General features: G+C 44.5%; 18 protein-coding genes. 9 read left to right on the forward strand and 9 right to left on the reverse strand.

The genetic code is table 11. From position 1 onward, the window contains the following. Window positions 1–113 precede the first annotated feature (113 nt). The gene (locus LDX50_RS22250) at window positions 114–893 is read left to right on the forward strand and encodes a class I SAM-dependent methyltransferase (protein ID WP_225698414.1); all 780 of its coding nucleotides are present in this window, start codon (window positions 114–116) and stop codon (window positions 891–893) included. Here LDX50_RS22250 and LDX50_RS22255 read toward each other — a convergent pair. From LDX50_RS22255 to LDX50_RS22285, 7 genes are all read right to left on the reverse strand, one after another. Next, window positions 880–1,845, reverse strand: a complete 966-nt coding sequence (locus tag LDX50_RS22255; RefSeq protein WP_225698415.1) for a glycosyltransferase family 2 protein — start codon at window positions 1,843–1,845, stop codon at window positions 880–882. The genes LDX50_RS22250 and LDX50_RS22255 overlap by 14 nt on opposite strands. Further along, window positions 1,845–2,804, reverse strand: a complete 960-nt coding sequence (locus LDX50_RS22260; RefSeq protein WP_225698416.1) for a glycosyltransferase family 2 protein — start codon at window positions 2,802–2,804, stop codon at window positions 1,845–1,847. Before LDX50_RS22260 ends, LDX50_RS22255 begins: the two co-directional genes overlap by 1 nt. A gap of 10 nt (window positions 2,805–2,814) precedes the next feature. Further along, entirely contained in the window at window positions 2,815–3,345 is a 531-nt protein-coding gene (locus tag LDX50_RS22265) for a DUF4199 domain-containing protein (protein ID WP_225698417.1), read from the reverse strand. Between the two features lie 4 nt (window positions 3,346–3,349). Continuing rightward, the gene (locus LDX50_RS22270; RefSeq protein WP_225698418.1) at window positions 3,350–3,880 is read right to left on the reverse strand and encodes a DUF4199 domain-containing protein; all 531 of its coding nucleotides are present in this window, start codon (window positions 3,878–3,880) and stop codon (window positions 3,350–3,352) included. Between the two features lies 1 nt (window position 3,881). Further along, the gene (locus LDX50_RS22275) at window positions 3,882–5,135 is read right to left on the reverse strand and encodes a dihydroorotase (RefSeq protein ID WP_225698419.1); all 1,254 of its coding nucleotides are present in this window, start codon (window positions 5,133–5,135) and stop codon (window positions 3,882–3,884) included. Between the two features lie 24 nt (window positions 5,136–5,159). Then, a complete protein-coding gene (locus LDX50_RS22280; protein WP_225698420.1) occupies window positions 5,160–7,157 on the reverse strand; it encodes a BatA domain-containing protein in 1,998 nt (665 codons plus the stop codon). Window positions 7,158–7,227: 70 nt separating this feature from the next. After that, the gene (locus LDX50_RS22285) at window positions 7,228–7,584 is read right to left on the reverse strand and encodes a single-stranded DNA-binding protein (protein ID WP_225698421.1); all 357 of its coding nucleotides are present in this window, start codon (window positions 7,582–7,584) and stop codon (window positions 7,228–7,230) included. A gap of 102 nt (window positions 7,585–7,686) precedes the next feature. Here LDX50_RS22285 and LDX50_RS22290 point away from each other — a divergent pair, with 102 nt between their 5' ends. Then, window positions 7,687–9,648, forward strand: a complete 1,962-nt coding sequence (locus LDX50_RS22290; protein WP_225698422.1) for a M1 family metallopeptidase — start codon at window positions 7,687–7,689, stop codon at window positions 9,646–9,648. Here LDX50_RS22290 and LDX50_RS22295 read toward each other — a convergent pair whose 3' ends face one another. Further along, a complete protein-coding gene (locus LDX50_RS22295) occupies window positions 9,649–11,451 on the reverse strand; it encodes an OmpA family protein (protein ID WP_225698423.1) in 1,803 nt (600 codons plus the stop codon). A 104-nt stretch (window positions 11,452–11,555) separates the two neighbouring features. On the opposite strand from LDX50_RS22295, the gene LDX50_RS22300 reads away from it, so the two are divergent. Next, entirely contained in the window at window positions 11,556–12,320 is a 765-nt protein-coding gene (locus tag LDX50_RS22300; RefSeq protein WP_225698424.1) for a carboxypeptidase-like regulatory domain-containing protein, read from the forward strand. A gap of 124 nt (window positions 12,321–12,444) precedes the next feature. Next, window positions 12,445–13,194: a lysophospholipid acyltransferase family protein gene (locus LDX50_RS22305; protein WP_225698425.1), complete on the forward strand. Its 750-nt coding sequence runs from the start codon at window positions 12,445–12,447 to the stop codon at window positions 13,192–13,194. On the opposite strand, the gene LDX50_RS22310 is transcribed toward LDX50_RS22305, so the two are convergent. After that, window positions 13,178–16,624: a pyruvate carboxylase gene (locus LDX50_RS22310; RefSeq protein WP_225698426.1), complete on the reverse strand. Its 3,447-nt coding sequence runs from the start codon at window positions 16,622–16,624 to the stop codon at window positions 13,178–13,180. The two genes, LDX50_RS22305 and LDX50_RS22310, sit on opposite strands and share 17 nt — an antisense overlap. Before the next feature lie 75 nt (window positions 16,625–16,699). Between LDX50_RS22310 and LDX50_RS22315 the strand changes: the two genes are divergently transcribed. The 5 genes from LDX50_RS22315 (at window position 16,700) to LDX50_RS22335 (ending at window position 20,544) form a co-directional block, all read left to right on the forward strand. After that, window positions 16,700–17,152: a heme-binding domain-containing protein gene (locus LDX50_RS22315; RefSeq protein ID WP_225698427.1), complete on the forward strand. Its 453-nt coding sequence runs from the start codon at window positions 16,700–16,702 to the stop codon at window positions 17,150–17,152. Further along, the gene (locus tag LDX50_RS22320; protein ID WP_225698428.1) at window positions 17,149–17,736 is read left to right on the forward strand and encodes a hypothetical protein; all 588 of its coding nucleotides are present in this window, start codon (window positions 17,149–17,151) and stop codon (window positions 17,734–17,736) included. The genes LDX50_RS22315 and LDX50_RS22320 overlap by 4 nt, the downstream gene beginning before the upstream one ends. A 5-nt stretch (window positions 17,737–17,741) precedes the next feature. Further along, on the forward strand, window positions 17,742–18,392 hold the full coding sequence (locus LDX50_RS22325) for a hypothetical protein (RefSeq protein WP_225698429.1): 651 nt from the start codon (window positions 17,742–17,744) through the stop codon (window positions 18,390–18,392). Between the two features lie 44 nt (window positions 18,393–18,436). Further along, window positions 18,437–18,598, forward strand: a complete 162-nt coding sequence (locus LDX50_RS22330; protein WP_225698430.1) for a DUF1328 domain-containing protein — start codon at window positions 18,437–18,439, stop codon at window positions 18,596–18,598. A gap of 146 nt (window positions 18,599–18,744) precedes the next feature. Next, window positions 18,745–20,544: a serine hydrolase gene (locus LDX50_RS22335; RefSeq protein ID WP_225698431.1), complete on the forward strand. Its 1,800-nt coding sequence runs from the start codon at window positions 18,745–18,747 to the stop codon at window positions 20,542–20,544. Window positions 20,545–20,546: the final 2 nt, after the last annotated feature.

A 20,546-nucleotide genomic window follows, 5' to 3' on the forward strand; every position in this document is an offset into this window, starting at 1 on the left:
TCGTAAAAGTCTTACCATAAAAACAACTACGATACCGTCGATATAATTGTATCTGCACTCATCAACTAGAGGTAAAACTGCTTTTTTCCGTACAATCTCTATCTTTACAACACATGAAACGACTCGTTAGTTTTTTACTTCGGAACGTACCACGGAAATACTTGCAGCTGATCAACAAACCGGCACTGAAAGTTGCCGGTTTATTTCTGCGCGGAAATAATGTCACTTGTCCGATAATAAACCGCAGCTATCGCAAATTTCTGCCTTATGGCCGGCTCAATCCGCGCGAAAATGCGCTTTGCCCGGATTCACTATCCCTGGAAAGACACAGACTGCTATGGCTTTATCTAAAAGAAAAGACTGACTTTTTCTCACAGCCGGCCTCCTTCCTTCATATTGCACCGGAGCAGTGTTTCATGAAACCCTTTGAGGAGATGCACGGGCAGGGGTACATTACTGCCGACCTGGAATCACCGTTGGCGAAGGTTAAAATGGATATCCACCAGATCCCGTTTGAAGAAGGTACATTTGACATCGTCATGTGTAATCATGTGATGGAACATGTAGATAATGACATCCAGGCGATGCAGGAAATTTTTCGGGTGCTGAAGCCCGGCGGATGGGCCATTATGCAGGTACCGTTCTTTTCGCCCATCCCTGAGGTTACGCAGGAAGACAAGACAATTGTAAAACCAAAGGACAGGGAAGAAGCCTACGGACAGGATGATCACGTTCGGTTGTACGGAAAGGACTATGGCGCCAGAATACGATCGGTGGGCTTTGATGTGCGCGAGGATCACTATGCCGAGGAACTTGGACCTGAAACTGTTCAAAAATATGCCTTGCCGCCCCGTGAGATCATTTACTTTTCCAGAAAACCTAGCCTTTTGTAATCCGGCGTATCCCTTCGGTAATAAAACCTATTCCATAGGCGAACAATTGAATAAATCCCGCTGGAATACTAAGCACAGCAACGAGCAGGTTTTTAGTTTTGAACAACGAAGTAATAAACAGCAGCAAAAAATAAACACCATACAAGCTTATCCCAATATTAAAAAGCTGTAATGAGATAAATGGCAAAACCCAGAGCAGGAGAAAACCAACCGTGAACAACGCGGGGAAGAAATGAACTGTCCTGATCTCACCGGGAAAAAACCTCCCTATATTGATTCTTGCACGTCCAAAAAAATGCAGCTGACGGTAGAAATCAACCAAATTAGTTCTTCGCTTATGATACACGAAGGCATCAGGAATCAGGCCGACCCTGAATCCCGATTCATGGATTCGAATACTGAATTCTATATCTTCTCCCATACGGGTAATTTTGTAGCCTCCGATGGCCTCAAAGACTTCTTTTGAAATACCCATATTGAAGCTGCGTGGATGAAACGGACCAAGACGCTTTTTCCCGCCCCTGATTCCTCCGGTAGTTAATGGGGATGTCATGACGCAACTGATCGCCTTCTGTAACAATGTAAATGAAGGATGTGACCGATCCGGCCCTCCGAAAGCATCAAGTCTGTCTGCCGATAAGAATTTCTCCACCGACTGAAAATAGGTCTCCGGAATGATACAGTCGGAATCAAATACCAGATAATAATCTCCTTTCGCAGCCTCAAAGCCTACATTTCTGCTGAATCCCTGACCGCTATTCTTTTTTTCAATGTATGTAACAGCTAATTGATCCTTGAATCTGTTCACAACATCTTCACAGCGACGGGAGGAACCGTCTTCAATGACAATTACTTCAAAATTAGTATAGTGCTGTCGTGTAAGACTCGACAGAAGTTCTTCAAGTTCATCCGGGCGATTGTAGACAGGTATGATTACAGAATAAAAATACATTACTCAAAACCAACCCTTTTGGAAACAAGGTATTCTTTGCTGGATTGTGACCGCATGGCCATCATTTCGGCAAGGAAGCCGGCAAGAAAAAGTTGGACACCCACAACGAGTGCTACAAGTGCCAGGAAGAATAACGGCTGATCAACCACTTCACGAACTTCTTTACCTGCATATATACCATAGACCTTTTGTCCGATCAGCCATAAGGTTATGAAAAAACCGGAGAGAAATGAAAGGGTCCCGAGCGTTCCGAACAAATGCATTGGCTTCTGCCGAAATTTGGAAACAAATGTGACGGACAGAAGATCAAGGAATCCCGTAATAAATCGTTCCAGACCAAATTTTGTCGTGCCGTATTTTCGCGGGCGATGCTCCACAACCTTTTCGCCAATCTGCTTATATCCATTCCACTTGGCGATCACAGGAATGTAACGGTGCATTTCACCATATACCTGAATGTGTTTAACCACCTCGCCTCTGTATGCTTTCAAACCACAGTTAAAATCATGCAGCTTAATTCCTGAAATCTGCCGGGTAACCGAATTAAAAAAACGCGAGGGTATGGTTTTACTCAGGGGATCATGTCTTACTTTCTTCCAACCGGAAACCATATCAAAACCCTCCTCGGTAATCATTCGGTACAGTTCAGGAATCTCATCGGGGGAATCCTGCAGGTCTGCATCCATAGAGATAACTACTTTGCCGGATGATGCTTTAAATCCGGTATTCAGGGCTGCGGATTTTCCAAAATTCCTGTTAAAACGAATTCCCCGAACCTGTTCAAACTTTTGATTCAGGTCCTCAACGATAGCCCAGGAACGGTCGGTACTGCCATCATCTACAAAAATTACCTCATAAGTAAAGCCGTGTGATTGCATCACACGGCTTATCCAGTCATTTAGTTCCGAGAGTGATTCCTCTTCATTGTACAGGGGAATAACAACCGAAACGTCAGGCATATTAGTCATATTACATCTCTAATTCGGGATTGCTGTTCTTTGTGAACGCAGTGATGATCAAAGATAAAATAAACCCGACTAATGTAATTATGAAAACCGCAATAAATGATATGAATCCCGGGGACATGAAGGATTCTGTCATGCTCATTGCCTGCTCAATCTGTGCGTCGGACATGCCTCTTCCTTCCATATCGGAGATCTGCTGATCGCGGATCATATCCATAACCGTAGGGTCAATCATGGTCATGTAGATATAGCTGAAGATGGCACTAAGAACCGCTGCAATCAAGGTTGTTAATGTACCTATACCAAGTCCCTTTCCGTAAGACATATATCCATCGCCCGAATCTTTATATTCCTTATGGGCCATGATAATGCCGAAAATAATGAACACGTAGGAAACAGCTCCAAGTGCCTGATTGCCAAACTGACCCATCATGTTAATCACCAGTGAATAAACGATCATGATCAGTCCAGTGATAAGGCCCCACTTAAAGGCAACTTTCCCAACTGAAGGAGGATTTACGTATTGTTCTTCCATGTTTCTAATTTTTAGGTTGACGTCTTAAGATAACAGAAATTATGATGGTTAAAAATAACCCAATGAACATACTTTTAAGCAAATAATCCACTGCGAGGTCGGTTATCGTGGTGAACGGCAAGGTTTCAACCTGATTTTTATATGCTTCTTCTCCTACCTTCTCAATTATCTCAGATTCACTTGTTCGTAAAATGGTGCCGATCTCATCAATATAATGTTGGGTATATTCAGGAACGAGGGTTCCAAAGACTCCCAAAAAAACGGAAACTACCAGTGAGATGGTCAGATAACACGCCATTCCAATAATCATTCCCTGCCAGAAATGCAGGACGTCGGCTTGTTTGAAATCACGGAATTCACGGATGCTGAAGAATATAAAAATAGCAAACAGGAGAATCCTGAAATCGAGGAAGACTGGAAACAGCTGCGGGTGATTGGTGCCGAAATAAAAAATAAACACCATCACGGCAATACCCAGCAATCCACCGAAAAAGCCATACTTAAGAGGGACACGAAGAATTGGTGGAATAGTCATCTCAAAGGAGTTCAGTAGTTGTACCCCGAATCACTGCAACCGCCTTTCCTTTTAACTTTTTACCGATGTACGGGCTGTTCCTGGAATTACTTCGATTTGAACTTCCATTGAACTCCCACTCGGCATTTGGATCAAACAGGGTCAGGTTCGCTTCTCGTCCATCATCGATAACAGCTGCAGGCATTCCCAGTATCTCCCTGGGCCTTACAGAGACTTTATCCAGCAGTTGCTCCAGAGGAATTTCTTCAGATAGCGATACCAGGTTTGCTCCAAGGGTTTGCAAACTGATCAAGCCAAAATCAGCGAGATCAAATTCAAGTTTCTTACTTTCTTCGTCCTGCGGACAATGAGCAGATACAATGACATCAACAGTATTGTCCTTCAGTCCCCGGATCAAAGCCCGACGATTGGTTTTATTACGAAATGGAGGATTCACTTTCAGATTTGTATCAAAATCATTCAAGTCCTCATCAAGAAATTCAGTCTGAAAACCAGCCATATCACAGGTTACATTCAGTCCTTCCTTTTTGGCTTGTCGGATAAGTGCAACAGATTCTCCGGCTGAGATCGTACTGAAGTGAATTTTTCCCCCTGCATAACGGAGCAAATCAATATCCCGGCTGATCATTAGTGATTCAGCCAGTTCAGGCATTCCCTTCATTCCGAGCATCGTACTTTGAATTCCTTCATGCATCGTAGCAAACTGCGTTAAATGCCGATCCTCCGGCCTGTTGATAAGAATACCATCAAACTTTTGAAGGTATTGCAGGCTCTTTAATAAAATATCTGAATGCCAAATTGGATTGAAGCCATCGGTAAAACCAACAGCACCTGCGGAATGTAAATCAATCATTTCCGTCAGTTCTGTACCATTCGTTTCCCTCGTAACGGCAGCAAGCGGGAATATTTCGGTTACACCCTTCGCTGCATTTTTCAGGGAAATAATATCGTTCTTTGATTGTGTAACCGGCTGATTATTAGGAAGAAGAGCAATGCCGGTAAATCCGCCAGCAGCTGCTGCGCTCAGGCCAGACTCAAGCGTTTCCTTATGTTCAAAACCCGGATCAGCAAGCCAGCACCACATATCAACCCATCCCGGGGTAAGAAACATACCTTTCCCATTAATTACCTTATCCGTCTTTAATCCTTCGGCTGCTATGCCAATCCTGCCCCTGTCGATGAGTACATCCTTGACCTTACCATGAAATGGTGAGTTTCTGTCACAGATCCTTGCTCCTTTTATCAATAATTTCATTCGGGATAATTAATTAATTGCAAATTAAGGCATAAATCGTATCAGTAAAACTTCCAGCAATAAAAATAACAAAGCAAGCATCAACGCCTCCTTCCATAACGTCTTCCCAATGAATTTCTCTGAAATTACACCGGCAAAATCGCTCTGACTATCAACACTTAATACATCAACCAGCTTTCCCTGAAATGCCTGAACCACTTCTTCCCGGTTCATTTGCCGGATATCCGATTCTTCGGGATCTGTATTAAAAGCCACAAGGCCAAGAAACGTTTCATCACGGTACAATTCATAGAACCCTGTGGAGAGTGTGAACCTCGGAACCTCAAAATAAATTCTGTTGCCATCAACCCGTTGTTGAGGGATAATCTCTTCATCTTCCCGAATAAGTTTGTATAATGAGTTCGTAGCTGTGCTGTCCTGTTTCAAAGAGAACGAACTGCGATTGATGTAACGATATAATTCATTCCTCTCTGATTTACCTGAAACAGCTACCTTGTACATAACCGGCACAAATAATGCATGTCTTGAGAAATTCCCATATGCTTCGGAAAGAGGGGTTGACATTAAATAAATATCTCCGGTTCCACGGCGGACCGACAGGAATGGTTTTCCATCCGGAAAGGATAATATTTTTTCCCTGAAGATATCTGATGTTACGATCGGAATGGCTGCCGGCATCTGAAGCCGATCATTTCTTTCTTCAAATACATTATCAAAGAATGGGTTATCATAATCCGGGGTTGACAACGTATTCAGACCCATAGAATCATATAGTTGCAAGCTTCCCAAACCATTGAGGTTTCTGTAAGATTCGACCGAAATATTTTCTCCCGGGATCATCATAACTGTACCGCCTGCACCAAGATACCGGTTGAGAGCGGTTGCCAGGGGAGGATCAAGTACATTTATTCCATTGATAATCACCAGGTCTGACAATTCAATTTGGTTGTAATCCAAATTTGAGGCCGGTTGCGAAACAAGGTCGAATAAATCGGAGTTTCCATAAACAAGTTCTACCGGTGTTATCGCATCCCCCCCCTTAATATCCAGGACAACAATGGTCTCAGGGATATTTAGCACAAAATTAAACTCATTATCGAAGGTCACAGGAAACTCCTCAAAGACTATCTTCCCCCGGTGCGGCCTGGAGCGATCAACAGACAAATCAAAAACCAGTTCCTGGCGACTGTTGGCCGATAATGATACGCTGGCAGTTCCCGACTGAACACCATCCAGATATACCTTTGCAATAACCTCGCCCGAACCGGATCCACCCACTTTGCTGAAAATCACATGAAGACGAACCTGCTCATCGGTGATCATCAGCGGATTTTCCACATAAAGTGAATCGACAAAAGCGTTTGCGTCATTGCTGAATTCAAATGGAACAATATTGATCTGCCGGCTTGAATCAAAGTTCAATACATCAGCACCCAACGTTGCTTTTTGAAAATCACTTAGCCAGAAAAGATTGACACTGCTACCCTGCGTGTCTGCTTCCAGCCGGCTCAACACCTCATCCATACGGCGGGGCACCCCGCTATATTCAATTTCTGTGATCAATTCCTCCATTTCCCTTGCACTTTTCAGGGTCCTGGAAGAAGCGAGAAAGTCGTTGGTGAGCAGCTTATATTGCGTTGTTGGAGGAAATTGACGCACTAATTCATCCAGAAAACCAATGCTTCGATCCAGTGCGGGTACACCATCATCCACCTCATTGCTCATACTCCATGAATTATCCAAATAAACGAATACCGGATCCCCCGACGAACTGCTTTCTGGTGCCGGCAGGAAAGGCTGGGCAAATGCCAAAACCAGAAAGAAAATGAATAACAGTCTTGATGCGAGAATAAGGTAGTGCTTTAGCCGCTTCCGCGTTGCTGTCGATTCTTTAACTTTCTGAAGAAATCTCGTGTTTGAAAAATAGACTTTCCTCGTTTTACGAAAATTAAAAAAATGGATCAGAATGGGAATGACCAGTGCAAAAAGACCAAAAAGAAGCTGAGGATTCTGAAAACTCATTTCATGCAAAAGTAGTAAAAACAGTCATACCTGTGCTACATGCTTCCGCATTTACTCCGCCAATCAACAACTAACCTTTAACAGCCTTTGCCGATTTTGGGCCGAGCATCAGGATTTCGTCGACATTAATTTCTGTAATATAACGAACCTCTCCCTTTCCTGTTTCATATTTTCTGTGTATCAGCTTTCCTTCGAGGGCTACCTCGTTCCCCTTCTTGAGATATTCCGAGGCAATTTCAGCCAGTTTTCCCCATACCACAATATTATGCCATTGAGTCTCCTCCACCCTTTCCCCGTCACCGTTTTTATAATTATCAGAAGTCGCAAGGGAAAAATTCGCCACCATTTTTCCCCCCGGAAGATTCCGGACTTCCGGGTCTTTTCCTAACCGACCGATCAAGCGAACATTATTCTTTAATTTCTTCATCTTTATATAATTTGATTAAACATGTCGAAATATGAATACTGTGACGGACTACCACAAGTACATAATATCTGCTTAAGTCAGGAAATATTTTTACATTGTACTATGAGAAAATCGGTACTTATATTGTTTTTGATTCTTTACGGAACCACCTACGGACAGGATCTTACACCAGCTATTTGTGTAAAAGGCACCAGTCCTGTTAATCGGCCAGGCTATGCTTCGCGGCCATTGGAAGACAGCCGCCTGCATGATTATGATGTAAACTTCTATCACCTGGACATTAGTGCAGATAATCTGTCAACCGACCTGGACGGTTCTGTTCGAATACTGGCAACCGCCCTGAAGGACCCGCTGGCAGAAATGGTTCTTGAACTTACCGACGCCCTGATTATCGACAGAATCGAAGACCTTTCCACATCCTCGGATATCCCTTTCACCCATGCCAACGATCTCGTTGTCATCACACTCCCCGACCCGGTCACTGCCGGTGATCCTGTTGATATTCGAATTTACTACCATGGCACACCGCCTGTGGATGCCGGATTTTTCAAAGGAATCAGCAGTGAGCTGGATCCCGACTGGAATCGACGTGTAACCTGGACGTTATCGGAACCCTTCAACGCACTGGATTGGTGGCCAACCAAACAGGTCCTGACCGATAAAGCAGATTCCGCCTACATTTACATCACCGTACCATCCTCTCTGAAGGCAGGCGCTGCCGGGACCCTGTCCCGCATTACGGAATTACCCGATAACCGGTCTCGCTATGAGTGGGAAACCAGGCACCCGATTGCATACTACCTTATATCTATGGCAATTGCTGATTACCAGGATTATTCCTACGATGTTTCCCTGGCCGGGCAGCCCACATTTCCAGTAGTGAATTACATCTATGACCATCCAGGCACACTTCCTCAGTATCAGGATGACCTGGATCAGGTTGGAGATATGCTGGAACTCTTTTCAGAACTTTTCGGACCTTATCCCTACTCCGATGAAAAATATGGCCATACCATGGCACCACTTGGAGGTGGGATGGAGCATCAGACTATGTCGACCATGGATTTCTTCTCGTTCACCATCGATGCCCACGAATTAGGCCACCAATGGTTTGGCGATCATATAACCTGCGAAACCTGGAACGACATCTGGATCAACGAAGGCTTTGCACGGTATTGTGAATACCTGGCGATCGAATTCCTTATCGATGAAAATACTGCAAGGTCCTGGATGGACTCACGCCACCAAAGTATCCTCAGCGCACCACTCGGATCTGTCTATGTACCCTCGGGACAGGCCGATGACCCCTTTCGAATTTTCGATGGCAGATTGACCTATAATAAAGGTGGGGCCATTCTCCACATGCTTCGATACCTGATAAACAATGACGATGCATTTTTTCAGGGCCTCCGGACTTATCTCTCTGCATACGGCGACGATGTGGCAACCGGTGAGGATTTCAGAGATCTTATGTCGGCCGAAACCGGGCTGGACCTTACTACATTCTTTAATGAGTGGTATTTCGGTCAGGGCAATCCGGTCTATGATATTATTTGGGAACACAGAAATGACAGCCTGATTGTGAATGCACGGCAATCTCCTTCAGCCGCCGGAGGAGTAGCCTTTTTCACAACGCCGATGCCGGTTAATGCAGTTCTGAACGGCTCTGATACGTTGCTTCGGCTGGTACCAGCTTCTGCCAGTGAAACTTTCAAAATCTATCTTCCAGGTGAAGTGAATGAAATTACATTTGATCCGGACCGCTACCTGGTAAAGCGGGTAAATTCAATTACAAGGGCAGGTGTAACGGGAATTGAAGGCTTGAACACAGCCGGCATTTCCGTCTATCCAAACCCGGCGAAAGGGTATATTCAAATACAGGGGGGAACTGAGCCACTCAGGCTTCTTCAGGTGATGGATATGCAGGGACGGATCCTTTTGCAAAAGGAAAACCTGTCAATGACAGAAAGAACAGTATATACCGGAAACCTGGGTCCCGGTATATACTTGTTACTTGTGAATGTCGGCAGCCAGCGCTACCAACAAAAAATTCTGATTGAATAGTTATTTACTCAGAATAGTAAATTCAACACGGCGATTAATCGCACGACCGGCATCTGTATCATTGGTGTCCACCGGAACACTTTCGCCATAACCGTGGGCAATGATCCGTTCATCTTCAATTCCCTGATCGATGAGGTAATTCACTACAGCCTGTGCCCTTCCCTGGGAAAGATTTATATTGTATTCATCGGATCCCTTATTATCGGTATGTCCGGCAATCTCGATGTTCACCGAAGGATTGCTTTCCAGGAAGTTTAGCACCTTATTCAGTTCCCCGTAAGATTCCGGCTTCAGGGTAGTCTTGTCGAAATCAAAGAAAATATTATCCAGTCTTACGGTCGCGCCAATCTCAATCGGATCCAGATACAAATCGCGCTGAACGAGTAATTCCGATCGGTCGTTGTGAATGCTGTCGTTTGCATTCATATAGCCTTCAGAGGTACCCGTAAGCATATACCAACCTTCTACGTTGAGCTCTTTTTCAAAATACCCATCACTGTTCGTTTTGATAATGATTTCTTTTCCATTACCCGCAGGATTATCCATCATTACGGTTCCGGAAATGGGTTCAAGCGTCTCTGCATTATAAAGGATACCAGTAAGCATTACTGCTCGTTCATTAGCCTTCAGGGCAAAATCACGAACAATTGTGGAGTCAGACAAAACCTCGCCCACTGTAAGTGAAGCTTCCAGTGGCTCATAGCCATCTGCAATTACCTCAAACTGGTAGCTGGTTTGTGCATTGATCATGGTTTCATACGAACCTTTTCCATCGGAAATCCAGAGAGTATCTGCTTCATTATGCTGGCTCACAATACGTATTTCTCCATCGATTGACTGGCGGTTCTCCTCATCGACCAGCATTCCCATCAGACGAATATTGATTTCACGTGGCTTGAGGGTAAAAATGTCAAGATTACCGCCATCGATAGTGCGGCCAGACTGTGTAACGAAAACATTCATGTCTTTATCAACACACAGATATGCATCGAATGCACGCGTGTTCACAGGCCTTCCAACGTTTTCCGGTTCAGACCATTTCATCCAGGTATCATCAAGACGGCGCGTCATATAAATATCCGCACTTCCAATTCCAACATCTTTACGACCACTTGAAAAATAAAGTGTCTTATCATCCGGCGCAAGGTAGGGAGCAAATTCATCACGACCGGTATTCAGTCCATTCAGCTTCACAGGTACGCCATAATCACCATTGTCCTTGCGTTTACTTATGTACAGATCACTGAAATTACTATTCTCACGTTCGCTGAAGTAAAGTATCAGAAACTCCCCGCTGGCTGAAATTGTCGCACCGTAAAATTTCCCCTTATTCATTTGCTTAAACTGATCGACTTCTACCTCCTGGGGCTCCGACCAGCCATCGCCATTCTTTCGGATAAATGAGAATCCCTTATTGTTTTTGCGTGAACCACCACGAATAAAGAGGACACTTCCTCCTTCGAGCATTCCAAAGACCTGATTTGAGCGATGAATATTGAATGGTTTATCAAGGTGTTTAGCCTCACCCCACTGTCCTTCGTCGTCTTTTTGAACAAACCATACATCCTGACTACCCTCTTTACCATAGTTGTTTTCGGGATGATTATGCACAAAAAAGTATAAAGTACGTCCATCCGGTGATATAACCGGACCGGCTTCATGATAGCCTGTATTCACTTTTCTGCCCAGGTTCACTAGCTCCATATTCTCGCCAAACGGCTGAGATACAGCTAAAAAGACATTTCCAACTGTAATAAGTAAGAGTAGAATGATCTTCTTCATGAGTTTAACAAACTGGTTCATATTAAATGTACGAACCAGCCCGTTGCAAAAACGCTGAGAAGGTGTTCAGGCAAAACAGTTGTAAGATTTTGTATCCAAATGGCAAAAATTGCGTACCATTACATATGCCATTGCGTATTTTCACGATTTTATTCTGCCTTATTGCATGTAAGGCAGCTGTTTTTGGTCAGACCAACTTACCATTCATAGAAATTGAGGGTGAAATACGTGAATCCGATACCAAAGATCCTGTACCCTACGTCCACATCATGAATCCGAATTCCGGACTGGGAACGGTGAGTAATACAGAAGGAAGGTTCTGGATGAAAATGATGCCCTCCGATACAATTCTGTTTTCCGCCATCGGCTATGAAACATATGCTTTCACACTAAATCCTGATCAGAACAGCCGGCGACTTCGAATTGTAATTGAACTAAATACCTCCACTCAGGTCCTTAAGCCAGTTAATATTTTCGCTTATCGCGACGAGGAAAGTCTCAAACAGGCGCTCATTGAACTTGAGGTTCCGGATGATAATCAAAACGTGGCTTTACAAATCCCGGGTGTCCGTACGGGTCCGATGACTGAAAATCCGGTATTTCAGATTGGAGGTCCTTTTTCGTTTTTCCATAACAAATTCAGCCGGGAGGCCAAAGCTTCCAGGAAACTGGAGAAGGACATTGCCACCTACGATTATACAAAAATCCTGAAAGCGAAATACAATGAACAGGTCGTAATGCAACTGACCGGCCTGCCCGAGGACGAGGTTGAGGAATTCATGAATTTCTGCAAGATCGATGAAGCTTATATCTACTCGGCCACTGAATATGATATCGCACTCCTGGTATCAGATTGCCTTAAAAAATTTAACGAACAGCCCGGGGATTAAAAAAAACACCTGCCCTTCCGGACAGGTGTATGCAAGCAAAGAGTTAAATAATTAATTTAATTCAGCCAAACTACTGCATTAATTGGATTTTTACAAACCGATTTTTTGTATGTAATTTGTCCGCATGATGTTACGAAATATCGTGGGTGGCCTTTATACTGGATGGGTGATTTTAGTTTTTACCGTCTTCATGATCATCCTGCTGCCATTCATTCTTTTTCCGGTAATGATCAGTGAAAAGCTGGGATTCATTACCTACGGAGCACTCAAGGTCTGGTCATGGATTTTCAGCATGCTCACCTTCATCCGATATGATGTCTCGGGCCGCGAAAAAGTCAACTGGAAGAATTCATACATATTTGTTTCCAATCACACATCGTTTCTGGATGCACCCGGAATCAGCCTGGGCATTGTGTCTCAATTCAGGCCATTGGCAAAAAAGGAATTAAAGAAAATACCCATTTTCGGATGGATTGTCGCGGCGGCTACCATCGTTGTGGATCGCTCGAGTCCGGAAAGCCGAAAAGCCAGCCTTAATCTTTTGAAAAAAATCCTGAGCCATGGCATATCGATCCTTATCTTCCCTGAGGGAACACAAAACAGGACCGACCAGCCGTTGCAGCCATTTTATGACGGGGCTTTTCGAACTTCATTTCAAACGGCCACGCCTGTAGTACCCATTGTGATTGTGAATGCCGGAAATCTCATGCCACCCGGAACCCTGCGCGTGCGCCCAGGAAGAATAAAGGTAATCTTTGAATCACCCATATCCCCGGAAGATTTTGAAACACCGGCAGCTTTGAGATCACATACCTATGCAACCATGTACAGGATGCTGACCGGAGAAGACCTCCAGGTCACTCAAGCTCAATGACCAGATCATCCTGTTCGACCATTTCTCCGGCCTGAATGTAAATCCTTTTCACTTTCCCATCCCGGGGAGCGCTAACAGTAGATTCCATTTTCATAGCTTCAATAACGAACAGCGGATCACTTTCAGAGATATTTTGCCCTTCCTTCACCTTTACTTCTGCAATTCTACCCATCAGGGGCGAACCTACATGTAAATCACTGCTCACCTTCAGGTGTGCCGGCCTGTCGGATTTAAAATGAATATCCTTCACTTCCAGCACTCGGGTTTGTCCGTTCATTTCAAAATACACCTTACTGATACCCTTCTCATCGGTAGGAGTTGTGTACAATTTTTTAATAATGATCGCCTTACCCTTGCCTATTTCCACGAAGATCTCCTCACTGTCATCCAGTCCGTAGAAGAACGCCTTGGTAGGCAGTCTCCATATTTCACCATACTCCTGCCATGCATGATAGAAATCAGTAAAAACCTTGGGATACAAGCTATATGACAGGAAATCCAGCTCATCGCAGTATTCATCAAACTCCTTCTGGAATGCCTTGAACTCCTTAGTGAAATCTATGGGTTCCAGGTGTTTATTCGGACGGTCTGTAAAAGGCTTATCACCCTTCAGGATGATCTCCGAAATCTTCCCGGGGAAACCGCCAAACGGCTGACCAAGCTCTCCTTTGAACAAACTGTGAACCGACTCCGGAAATGATAATGTATGGCCGCGCTCCAGTACATCCTCTACGGTAAGATTATTCGCAGTCATAAACAGGGCCATGTCTCCCACCACCTTAGATGAGGGGGTCACCTTGACCAGGTCTCCGAATAACTTATTGACAGCCGCATAATTCTTTTTAACCAGCTCAAATTTATCCTCAAGTCCGAGAGATGCTGCCTGTGGCCTGAGGTTGCTGTACTGTCCGCCTGGAATCTCATGATCATAGACTTCGGCAGTTCCGGCTTTTAAACCGGATTCAAAAGGATAATACAACTCCCGCACATCTTCCCAGTAGACGGCAAAATTATTAAGCGAATGAAGATCCATTTTCTGTTCCCTTTCATTGCCTTCCATCGCCGCCAGAAGAGAATTGAAGTTTGGCTGTGAAGTAAGTCCCGACATGGAGGAAATCGCTACGTCAACCACATCCACGCCTCCCGCAATAGCTTCCAGATAGGTCGCGGCCTGTATTGAAGATGTATCATGGGTATGAAGGTGGATCGGAATATCAACAGCCTTTTTTAATGCTGGTATCAGTAAGGCAGCTCCGGAAGGCTTCAGCAATCCCGCCATATCCTTAATCGCCAGGATGTGCGCCCCCTCATCCTCCAGCTGTTTCGCCATATCCAGGTAATACTGAAGATTATATTTGGTATCGGTGTGAGTTACATCACCTGTATAGCAAATGCATGCCTCCGCCAGCGAATCGGTTCGTTCACGTACAGTCCGTATACTTACCTTCATGGCTTCAATCCAGTTCAACGAATCGAAGATTCTGAAAATATCAATTCCATTTTCGGCAGATTTCTCGATAAATTTCTCAATCAGGTTGTCGGGATATGCCTTGTATCCAACCGCATTGGATCCGCGCAATAACATTTGAAAGAGAATATTGGGCATTGCTTCCCTCAACAATTTCAGCCGATCCCATGGGTTTTCGTGGAGAAATCGCATACAGACATCAAAGGTAGCACCACCCCACATTTCAACACTAAAGACCTCCGGATGATTCTTGGCATAACTCTCCGCTACTTTCAGCATATCGATCGTTCGCATCCTTGTTGCCAACAGGGACTGATGCGCGTCGCGAAATGTTGTGTCTGTGAATTGAATCTTCTTCTCCTCACGGAGCCAATTTACAAAGCCTTCCCTTCCGAGCTCATGAAGCCGGTCCCTGCTTCCTTTAGGATAATCCCCCAGACGATCATACACGGGCACTTTCGGCTCCCGGAATTTTTTCGATTTGTCAACTTTCTTAATGTTCGGATTCCCATTCACCGACATATGGCCGATGTAATTTAACAACCGCGTACCCCGGTTCAGCCTCCTGGGCATATCAAACAGCTCCGGATGGTCATTGATGAAGTTTACGGTTGCCTCCCCCCGATAGAATACCGGGTGATTGATTACATTTTCCAGGAATCCGATATTGGTATTTACCCCGCGTATCCGGAATTCGCTTAACGCACGATTCAAGCGCTCTGATGCTCCCTTGAGCGTGCGCCCCCAGGACGAAACCTTTACAAGCAATGAATCAAAAAATGGGGAAATAGTAACGCCTGCATAGCAATTGCCGGCATCGAGTCGTATACCAAAACCACTTGCACTACGATAGGCAATGATGGTTCCGTAATCAGGCTGAAAGTTATTGGAAGGATCCTCCGTCGTAATCCGGCATTGTATGGCGAATCCATTACACTTCACATCATCCTGAGTACGCAGGAAAATACGTCGGTCTGAAAGTTCGAAGCCGCGTGCAATCAGGATCTGACTGCGAACGATATCCACCCCGGTAATTTCTTCTGTAATGGTATGCTCTACCTGAACACGGGGATTTACCTCGATGAAATATACATTTTCCTCGAGATCGACCAGAAACTCCACAGTTCCGACATTATTGTAGGATACACTCCGGGCTATTTTAAGGGCATATTCATAAAGCTTATCCCTGGTTTCCTGTTGCAAGGTGACACTTGGTGCAATCTCCACGACCTTCTGAAAACGGCGCTGTACCGAGCAATCCCGTTCGAACAGGTGTACAGTATTACCGTAATTGTCAGCCATGATCTGCACTTCTATGTGCTTGGGCTGATCAATAAATTTCTCCAGGAATACTGTGTCATCACCGAATGCCTTCAGTGCTTCATTACGGGCCTCTTCATAGGCATTGGCAAGATCTTCACGTTTTCGTACCACACGCATACCCCGACCTCCTCCGCCTGATGCAGCCTTAACCACAACGGGAAAACCAATGCGGTCTGCTTCCTTCTTCGCAATTTCAACGGAGGTAAGTGATTCATCACTATCCTCAATAACCGGGACTTCAGCCGCGCGCGCAATTTTCTTGGCTTCAACCTTATCCCCGAGACGTTCCATTACCTCCGGTTCAGGTCCAACGAAAATGATGCCTTCCTCACGACAACGCCTTGCCAGTTTCACATTTTCCGACAAAAAACCATATCCCGGGTGAATCGCATCCACATTATTTCGTTTCGCTAGAGAAATAATCTCCTCAATATCGAGGTAGGGTTTGAGCGGATCATTATCAGCCCCGATCTGGTACGCCTCATCGGCTTTATATCGATGGAGGGAGTACCTGTCTTCAAAAGTAAAGATGGTGACAGTGCGGATTCTGAGTTCAGATGCCGCACGTAAAATACGTATGGCGATCTCACCCCGGTTGGCGACCATCAGTTTGTTTATTTCTTTTAATTCTGTATTCATGGGAAACGAAGTATTCTAAATGGATGCAAAAGTTACTATATTCGGTTATTAATGACAATTGAATCACCAACCAAGATGATACGAAAAATTTTATTAGTCCTTTTGGTGGCACTCATCGTTATTCAGTTTATTCCAATTGATACAGATGTGCCTGAAGTTGAAGCATCGAAAGACTTTATTGCAATGACCAATCCGCCGCAGGAAGTTAGCATTATACTTAAACAGGCATGCTATGACTGCCATTCCTATGAGACGGTTTACCCGTGGTATTCCAATATCGCCCCTGTGAAATTCTGGCTGAAAGATCATATCAATGACGGTCGGAAGCATTTGAATTTTTCGGAATGGGGCAACTATGAAACAAAACGTCAAAACCACAAGCTTGAAGAGCTCATGGAAGAAGTAGGTGAAGGAGAAATGCCCCTTGACAGCTACACCTGGACACACGAAGAAGCACGACTTACCCAGGATCAGGTAAATTCCCTGGTCAGTTGGGTTAAAAACGGACCTTTTATTTCGACGAAATGAACGAAGAGGAACTGCGATTTTCCGCAAAACCGATCCCTGAAATTTTTCAGTCCTATGCAACCGGAACACTTTTTGACCGATGCATAGAATGTGACCGGTATTTATTGGACAAGGAAATTCCGTATTTTATTGAAAAAGCAATCAAGAAATATGAAGGCCTCAGGGGATATGATGTGATCTTTGAATATGCCATTTGTATCAACTGTGCAGATCAAATGCGTCAGAAAATGTCACTGGAATCGATGCAGAAAATCGGCCAGTTCCTGGAAAAGAATATGAATCAGAAGCGGCGGAATGAGCTTATCGAAGATTTTCCCGATGAACCGGAGAAATGGATCGATGAATGTCTGATCACCGGGGCGTCGAGGGAAGAAACCGCTGAATATCAGATCTACGCACAGTGCATTTATGACCGTCTGCTGCTGCCGGCAATGCCCTATATGATCAGTCATATGGTATTGGACAAACTGGCGAATCTCCTGTCAGATAAAACATTGGGTGAAATGGATGATTTTATCGGGCGGCATTTCGGACCGCCATCGGAATTTGAAGTCGGTCCACGAAAAAAAATTATACTGGTATAATCATCGTGAACCGTCTTTGTATCACCGTAATCCTTCTGATCGTATTGTTTAACCTTGAACGGTGCAGCAGCATTACCCAGGTACAATCTTCCTCAACCACTTACGAGGATAAATATCTCACCCCTAATAAGGTTACCTTCAAATCAACCAGCTGGTTGATCAATGCCCTTGCAACAAATGTATCACAGGAAAGCCGGATCGAACTAACCGAACAGATCTTAAAGCTGACGGAAAAACGAATCGGTGATTCTGTTATGTTCATCACGGCGGCAATAGCAAATGGACTGGCACCCGCTGATATCGATGCCTCTGACGGTAAAATGCTCTCCACTCTTTGTGATAAAAGATTCCGTTACGTGCTTCAGCTTAACCTGGAGGGGAATGAATCGGAAGGTGGGGGATTTTCCATCGGTGCAGACGGAGAGGATAATACCGAAAATTCTGCACGTGTTGAACTGATGGTATTTACGGTACCCGATGGTGAAATGATCTACCACCACAGAATGACCGCTTGGGAAGTTACCCCTTCTGAATCTGATTTTGATGACGACGTGAATCAAATGATCATCAACAGGTCAAATGCCAAAATTCAGAAAGACGCCCTGAACTATGCGATAAAAAAGCTTCAAAAGAAATCGAATTTACCGATCAACTAAGTCGGTAAGTTTACTTTATTCCGCCGATTTTGTATATTATTATCATGTTACGCTGGTCAGTCATATTCCTGATAATTGCCCTGATCGCTGCTGTTTTTGGTTTCGGAAACATCGCAGCCAGTGCTGCAGGCATTGCTAAAGTTCTCTTCTTCGTCTTTCTCATCTTATTTGTCATCTCCCTGGTAAGCAACGCAATTAAGAGATAATTTTTTCCTTTATGGAAAATGACCTGAGTTTGCATCATATCCAAAAAGAGAAAAAGTAAAACTGGATTAAACAAATTCATCATGCACGAATGCTAGGGGCATTTATACTTTTTTAGTACCTTATAGGCATATCCAACTGCTAAAAAATGAAATCTGTCCGACTACTGTTACTGCTGTTTTTAATCCCGTCAATCGCTTTTACTCAGGCAACCGACAAACGCTTAAAAGGCATTGAAAAAGAACTCAATGAATTGCTCGGGAACTGGAAGGCCCCGGGTTTTGCCGTCGCGGTTGTGGAAGGGAATGAGGTAATCTATTCCAACGGATTCGGCCAACGGGATATAGAGAAGGGACTCCCTGTTACGGCGAACACCCTCTTTGCGATCGGATCCTGCAGTAAATCATTTACTTCGGCACTGTTAGGCATTCTTCGCAGTGAAACGGAGCTAACGTTCGATGACCCTCCTGGAAAGTATATCGACGGACTTAAATTCTACAATAATGAAATGAATGACCAGATCACAATTCGGGATCTGATGTGTCACCGCACCGGACTTCCACGGCATGACTATTCCTGGTATTTCTTTCCGACTGACAACCGGGACAGCCTCATGGCCCGAATTGAGTTTCAGGAGCCAACATTCGGTGTACGGGAACAATGGCAATACAATAACTTTATGTTCCTTGCCCAGGGGGTAATTGCAGAAGAAGTCACAGGAAAGTCATGGGAGGATAACATCCGTGAACGATTTTTCAAACCGCTCGGGATGAATACTGCGGCAGTGGATATTAAGGAAATGACCAGCCGTGCAGATTATGCTACCGGATATGAATTGAAAAATGATGAAGTCATTCGCTCCATGGATTATTATGAAATCCGGGGGATGGCACCCGCAGGAAGCATTAACAGCAGCGTGAATGAAATGACAGCATGGCTGAAAGTCTGGATCAACGGTGGCAAATTCAACGGTAAAGAAATCATCCCGGCCGATTATGCACAGGAGGCGATGAGTTCCCAAATGGTCGTTACGGCCGGATTACCTTCGGCAGAGCTTCCGGATGCCTTTCTGGCCAATTATGGGTATGGCTGGTTCCTTTCATCGTACCGGGGCCATTACCGTGTAGAGCATGGCGGCAACATAGATGGCTTTTCAGCCAGCACGTCATTCTTTCCTTCCGACAGTTTAGGGATTGTCGTACTTACCAATCAAAATGGATCGCCCATTCCCGGTATCGTACGAAACCTGGTTGCAGACCGAATGCTGGGTTTGAATAAGATTAACTGGAGCGACCGACTGAAGAAACAGCGTGATGAGCAAATAGCTGCCCAACAGGAAACAGTGAAATCCACCAGTTCTAATCGTAAGGAAAATACGCAACTTTCTCATCCCATAACAGATTATACCGGGAGTTTTGAGAATCCTGCAGCAGGAAAAATCAGGGTGACCTTTAGGAATGATTCACTCTTTGCCAACTCTAATGATGCCTCACTCTGGCTGGAGCATTATCATTACGATGTATTCGAACCACACTTTATAAATAAGTATGGCGTTGATACCACTTCCAGTCTGCTTCGCGTAGTTTATCAAACAGATGCAAGCGGGGATATTTCGGGATTTACGTTAAACATCGAACCTACACTGGACCCTATCCTGTTCAAACGCGCCATCGAAGCCGTTGATATCACCGAGGGAGAACTTCAAAAATATACAGGGGAATATGAATTGGGCGGTATGGTCGCCAGGTTCTTTACGAAAGATGATGAATTACACCTCATTGTTCCAAACCAGCCGGAATATACACTGATTCCCACGGGTGATGATTCCTTTGCGATCAAAGGACTGGACGGGTTCAAGGTGAAGTTTACCGCCAATGACTCCGGCAAAATAACAGAAGCTGTATTTACACAGCCCAATGGCGTATTTGCCGCGAAACGAAAGGAATAGAA

This window comes from Fulvivirga sedimenti (assembly GCF_020328055.1).

Bases quoted from the DNA above. Each gene is read 5' to 3' on its own strand.
- LDX50_RS22300 (WP_225698424.1), top strand. From the start codon at position 11,556: ATGCCATTGCGTATTTTCACGATTTTATTCTGCCTTATTGCATGTAAG.
- LDX50_RS22270 (WP_225698418.1), bottom strand. From the start codon at position 3,880: ATGACTATTCCACCAATTCTTCGTGTCCCTCTTAAGTATGGCTTTTTC.
- LDX50_RS22330 (WP_225698430.1), top strand. From the start codon at position 18,437: ATGTTACGCTGGTCAGTCATATTCCTGATAATTGCCCTGATCGCTGCT.
- LDX50_RS22335 (WP_225698431.1), top strand. From the start codon at position 18,745: ATGAAATCTGTCCGACTACTGTTACTGCTGTTTTTAATCCCGTCAATC.
- LDX50_RS22285 (WP_225698421.1), bottom strand. From the start codon at position 7,584: ATGAAGAAATTAAAGAATAATGTTCGCTTGATCGGTCGGTTAGGAAAA.
- LDX50_RS22280 (WP_225698420.1), bottom strand. From the start codon at position 7,157: ATGAGTTTTCAGAATCCTCAGCTTCTTTTTGGTCTTTTTGCACTGGTC.
- LDX50_RS22310 (WP_225698426.1), bottom strand. From the start codon at position 16,624: ATGAATACAGAATTAAAAGAAATAAACAAACTGATGGTCGCCAACCGG.
- LDX50_RS22260 (WP_225698416.1), bottom strand. From the start codon at position 2,804: ATGCCTGACGTTTCGGTTGTTATTCCCCTGTACAATGAAGAGGAATCA.
- LDX50_RS22275 (WP_225698419.1), bottom strand. From the start codon at position 5,135: ATGAAATTATTGATAAAAGGAGCAAGGATCTGTGACAGAAACTCACCA.
- LDX50_RS22290 (WP_225698422.1), top strand. From the start codon at position 7,687: ATGAGAAAATCGGTACTTATATTGTTTTTGATTCTTTACGGAACCACC.
- LDX50_RS22295 (WP_225698423.1), bottom strand. From the start codon at position 11,451: ATGAACCAGTTTGTTAAACTCATGAAGAAGATCATTCTACTCTTACTT.
- LDX50_RS22305 (WP_225698425.1), top strand. From the start codon at position 12,445: ATGATGTTACGAAATATCGTGGGTGGCCTTTATACTGGATGGGTGATT.
- LDX50_RS22250 (WP_225698414.1), top strand. From the start codon at position 114: ATGAAACGACTCGTTAGTTTTTTACTTCGGAACGTACCACGGAAATAC.
- LDX50_RS22320 (WP_225698428.1), top strand. From the start codon at position 17,149: ATGAACGAAGAGGAACTGCGATTTTCCGCAAAACCGATCCCTGAAATT.
- LDX50_RS22255 (WP_225698415.1), bottom strand. From the start codon at position 1,845: ATGTATTTTTATTCTGTAATCATACCTGTCTACAATCGCCCGGATGAA.
- LDX50_RS22315 (WP_225698427.1), top strand. From the start codon at position 16,700: ATGATACGAAAAATTTTATTAGTCCTTTTGGTGGCACTCATCGTTATT.
- LDX50_RS22265 (WP_225698417.1), bottom strand. From the start codon at position 3,345: ATGGAAGAACAATACGTAAATCCTCCTTCAGTTGGGAAAGTTGCCTTT.